General features: G+C 47.3%; 5 protein-coding genes. 4 read left to right on the top strand and 1 reads right to left on the bottom strand.

Annotated features, from left to right (window positions below):
- Window positions 1-1,177, top strand: a 1,177-nt coding sequence (locus AC29Z1_RS10025; protein WP_488271323.1) for a nickel-dependent hydrogenase large subunit, incomplete at its 5' end; no start/stop codon positions are given.
- On the opposite strand, the gene AC29Z1_RS10020 is transcribed toward AC29Z1_RS10025, so the two are convergent.
- The gene (locus AC29Z1_RS10020; protein WP_488271322.1) at window positions 1,174-1,776 is read right to left on the bottom strand and encodes a peroxiredoxin; all 603 of its coding nucleotides are present in this window, start codon (window positions 1,774-1,776) and stop codon (window positions 1,174-1,176) included. The genes AC29Z1_RS10025 and AC29Z1_RS10020 overlap by 4 nt on opposite strands.
- A gap of 152 nt (window positions 1,777-1,928) precedes the next feature.
- On the opposite strand from AC29Z1_RS10020, the gene AC29Z1_RS10015 reads away from it, so the two are divergent.
- From AC29Z1_RS10015 to AC29Z1_RS10005, 3 genes are all read left to right on the top strand, one after another.
- Window positions 1,929-3,278, top strand: coding sequence for a phosphomannomutase/phosphoglucomutase (locus AC29Z1_RS10015; RefSeq protein ID WP_488271321.1), 1,350 nt, complete (start codon window positions 1,929-1,931; stop codon window positions 3,276-3,278).
- Window positions 3,279-3,485: 207 nt separating this feature from the next.
- Window positions 3,486-4,268 (top strand): MBL fold metallo-hydrolase, encoded by a 783-nt coding sequence (locus tag AC29Z1_RS10010; protein WP_488271320.1) that lies wholly within the window; start codon window positions 3,486-3,488, stop codon window positions 4,266-4,268.
- 11 nt (window positions 4,269-4,279) lie between these two features.
- Window positions 4,280-4,994, top strand: a 715-nt coding sequence (locus tag AC29Z1_RS10005; protein WP_488271319.1) for a S1C family serine protease, incomplete at its 3' end; no start/stop codon positions are given.

Genomic DNA, 4,994 nt, shown 5'->3' with positions numbered 1-4,994 from the left:
CGCTGTTGCCGCTAGCATGGCTCAGCAGCAAGCTTTCGGCGTTATCCCCACGCCAACTGGTCAGCATTTAATCAATCTAATCTTTGCGGCAGACATCATTCAAAATCATCTGCGGCATTTTTATATGCTGGTACTATATGATTATGTAAAAGGTCCGGATATGCCGCCGTACACACCCAGACCACAAGCCGATTTTCGTCTGCCGGCAAAACTGAATGCCGAGCTGTTAAAGCATGCCAAGGAGGCCATGGAAAAAGCCATGAAGGCCCATGAAGCCATGGCTGTATTTGGAGCCAAGGCACCGATGCAGCAGACCATCATGGCTACTGGGGTTACTGAGCAGGCCACAGTCGAGCGTCTGACCATTTATCGCAGCATTATGCGGGAATTGACCGCATGGGTAGAAAATTATTATATATCTGATGTTATGACAATTGCTGAATACTACCCAGACTATTATACTGTGGGAGTGGGGTATGGCAACTTGATGTCTTATGGAATGTTTCCAGCACCGGTAACCGGCGAGCGGGCGTTTGCGCCTGGGCTGATAGTCAATCAGGGACAGGCTGAACCGCTTGATGTCAAGCATATTGGGGAAGAAATTCGCTACAGCTGGTACCAGGCAGAACAAGCAAGGCAAATACCGGTGTCAGGTCAAACTAAGCCGGACAGGGATAAACCGGAGGCATATTCTTGGGTAAAGGCACCTCGCTATAAAGATTTGCCGGTGGAATGCGGTCCATTAGCCAGAAGCTTTATCAACGGTGATTATCGGCGGGGCGTGTCGGTAATGGATCGCCTAGTGGCCAGAGCCAAGGAGACGCTCAAAATTTGCCGTCTGGCAGAAGGATGGCTTACCGAAATTATCCCCAATACTCCCAGTTGCCAACCATTTACACCGCCTGATTCTGGAGCGGGTGTAGGTTTGACTGATGCAATGCGGGGGGCACTAGGGCACTGGCTGGAATATCGGCATAATAAGGTAACCCATTACCAGATTATAACCCCGACAACTTGGAACTTTTCACCGCGCGACAATCGGGGTATTCGGGGGCCAGTCGAAGAGGCGCTCATTGGTACGCCGGTAGCCGATGGGACAAACCTTGTTGAGGCGGGAAGAGTTATTCGTTCTTTTGACCCCTGTTTTACCTGTGCCGTGCATATAATAGAACGTTAGTACTGGCCAGCTTTTTGGATATCACGCCTGATTCCTGGCATGCCTGGCTTCCAACCGGCTGGGACACCTTTGCCGGTAGCATCACCATACTGGATGCCTTGCAGAGTACGGACAATCTCCCCGACGTTGCGGGCTACTTCGCGGGGATAGACTGAATAGTAGCGAATGATCCCGTCAGGATCAATGATGAAACTAGCGCGGGACGCTGCTCCGGTTTCGGCGTTATACACCCCGTACGCTTTAGCGATATTACCAGTACGGTCAGATAACAGCGGATATTGGACTTGACTGGCATTGGGTGAAATTTCGTGAAAAACCTTATGAGAATACACACTGTCGGTGCTAATTGCTACTGCATCTGCACCCAGTCTTCGAATGCGCGGATAATGGGCGGCAACTGCCGCCAATTCTGTTGGTCAAACAAAAGTAAAATCACCGGAATAAAAGAAAATAAGCAACCATTTGCCTATATAGTCTTGTAAACAGATCTCGATTTCGCGGCCACAGTAATAAGCGTTAGTACAAAAATCCGGTGCTTTCTGGTTAATTCCTATACACCGTTGCAACTGACGGCACGATTTAACAACACATGGATTCACATTATACACTCCTTCCTGTCATATGTTATGTAAGGTATTGGGAAAAGGTGAGCATTGAAGCCTGTCGGAGGGCGTGATACAATACTTATAAAATAAAAGATAAAAGACTTGGCCTATGCCAAGTCTTTTACATAGTCGAGAAAGGGGACAGTATGAATATATTTCAAGCTTGTGATATACGTGGGGTGGCAGACAAAGAATTAACCAATGAGATGGCCAGACGCATCGCGTTAGCGGTTGGCGTTACGCTTACAGGGCAAAAAGTAGTGGTGGGAGGCGATATCCGGCTATCTACTCCCCGCCTGCAGCGCATTATGATTGATGGTTTGGCTGAATCGGGATGTCAGGTGGTTGATATTGGAACCGTAGCGACCCCCGTTTTTTACTATGCGTTGAAAGCGGTTGGTGCAACTGGTGGTGTCATGGTAACGGCCTCGCATAATCCAGCGCAGTATAACGGTTTCAAGTTAGTACTTGGCCCTGATCCTGTCAGTGAGGAAGATGTGGCGCAAATCGGCCAAATGGTAGCGCAAAATGCGCATGTACAGGGAAGTGGCCAGGTTACGCAGCGCCAAATAATTGCTGATTATATAGAGCATACTGCAAGCAAAGCTCGCCCGGGAAAGCTGAAAGTAGTTCTTGATGCTGGTAATGGCGCAACCGCCACCATTGCTCCTAAACTATTTGAACGTTTGGGGTATGAGGTAATTGCCATCAATTGTATTCCTGACGGACGTTTTCCTAATCATCCGCCTAATCCGGCATTGGCTGAAAACTTACGGGCACTTAGCGATGCTGTGCGCAAGCATGGCGCAGCAATAGGGATAGGTTTTGACGGAGACGGTGACAGGGTAGGGTTTGTTGATGAAAATGGTCGACCACTGGATAATGACGATATTATGGTGCTTATTGCTCGACATTACCTTGCCAGAGAAAAAGGTACTATTATTTATGACGCCAAATGTTCCATGATTGTGCCAGAAGAAGTGACCAAAGCCGGTGGACGCGCCGTTATGGCCCGCGCCGGACATACTTTTAGCAAAACAGCTTTTCTGCGGGAAAATGCCTTATTTGCCGGAGAAATCAGCGGACATTTCTTTTTTCGTGAATTAGGGTATGATGATGGCATGTTTTCAGGTCTCAAAGTTTGTCAATTAGTGGCAGAACAAGGAAGTTTGGCTAAGTTAGTTGACAGCATACCCAACTATCTGTTAACCCCCGATATACGGGTTCCCTATCACAAGCCGGATAAAGCGGCAGTACTAACACACGTTGCCAGCAAACTTGCGGCATATAAGCCCAATTTGATTGATGGTGTACGGGTCGAGTTTGACGATGGGTGGGGCATGATTCGTGCTTCCGTAACCGAGCCATTGTTTACACTGCGGTTTGAGGCCAAAACGGCTGCTAGACTGAAGGAAATTACGGCAATACTTCTGGAGGCATTGCCAACTGATGTGCAAGAAGCCGTTAAAGAAAAACTGCCACAAACCTGTATGTAATCATTTGATACCGAAGACTGCTTTAGGATAGTAAAACTTCTATGTGTAGGAGCTAAGAAAGACTCAGCTATCGCTTAGGGATACTATGCTGAATGGGGTTAACTCCTACCGGAAGTTATGTCTGCTTTATTATGATAAAAAAGGATTTGCACACAGATTGGTCGAATAAATACCTGTTATGACTATGCTGTACAGTTAGGGGTAATTATGCAAATTCATGTGCTAGCCAGTGGCAGTACCGGAAACGCCACATATATTGAAATGGAAAATACTAAACTGCTTGTAGATGCTGGCATTAGTGCCAGGCGTATTAAGCAGTCGCTTGACAAAATTGGCACTAACATAGAAGATATCGATGGTGTACTAATAACGCACGAACATCGCGACCATATCAAAGGCTTACCAACATTACTTAAAAAATATAAGCTGCCAACCTATACCCGGCCTGATACCTGGCAGTCCATGTACTGCAGGAAAGAGTTGCCTGATGCTTGCTGCAAACCGTTAGCTGATAGTCTTACTATCGGCAAGATAAAAATAGAACCTTTCAGCATCTCTCATGATGCAGCAGACCCGGTGGGATTTTGCCTGTATGCCGGCAGTAAAAAAGTCTGTATTGCCACAGACCTCGGTTTTGTTACACCAACAGTGAAGGCAGCACTATCCTTGTCTGATACCGTGATCTTAGAATCGAATCATGATGTCGATATGCTGAAAAACGGCAGCTATCCGTGGCATCTAAAAAGGCGTATTCTGAGTAATCGCGGTCACTTGGCTAATACTGACGCTGGCTGGACATTGGCGCGGATTAACCGCAAAGCGCATACCCATGTTTTTCTAGCACATCTAAGTCAGGAAAACAATAGCCTGGAGCTGGCGGAAAAGACAGTAACCGATATTTTAACAACACAGGGTGTAAAGCTTGGTCAAGATATCACTCTTCATCGTACCTATCCTGAACAAATGTCAGGTTTAAGCGAACACAAATAGGAGGCGATTGGATGAAATGGTATAAGAAGTTGACTCCTTATATTGCCGTATCGCTAATTAGTATGATTATTGGCGCTACTTTAATGGTCGGCTGTGCCGGCGGTATTAGCGGCGATAAAGCGCAAAAGCCGGCAGTTGATTCGCCGTTTAAGGCTCTTCAGCCACCTACAGCTCAGGCTCAAGTGTCAGAAGCGCGCAATACGGCCATTGTTCGGGCCGCGCAAGCTGTCGGACCAGCGGTTGTCGGTATTACTAACAAAGGTATTGCCCGTGATTTTTTTAGTAATCGCAAAGTAATCGTGGAGCAGGGGACAGGCTCTGGCGTTATTTTTGATGCTCAGGGCTATATTGCTACTAACTATCATGTAGTAGAAAATGCTCAGGAAATTACCGTTTCTCTGTCTGATGGTCGTACCCTGAACGGAAAAGTGATTGGTGTTGATCCAGCCACTGATTTGGCAGTTGTGAAGGTGGAAGCCGACAATTTGCCGGTTGCAGTATTGGGAGACTCTGACTCCCTTATGGTTGGGGAACCAGCGATAGCTATCGGTAATCCCCTTGGTCTTGAGTTTAAGGGTAGTGTAACTGCTGGTGTAATCAGCGCTCTCAATCGCTCACTGGATATCGGCGAGCGACGGTTTAAACTCATTCAAACCGACGCCGCCATTAACCCCGGTAACTCTGGCGGTGCCCTGCTCACTTCGAAAGGCGAATTGATCGGCATCC

It is taken from the genome of Sporomusa sp. (assembly GCF_057736855.1).
This window is presented reverse-complemented; position numbering and strand designations above follow the sequence as displayed.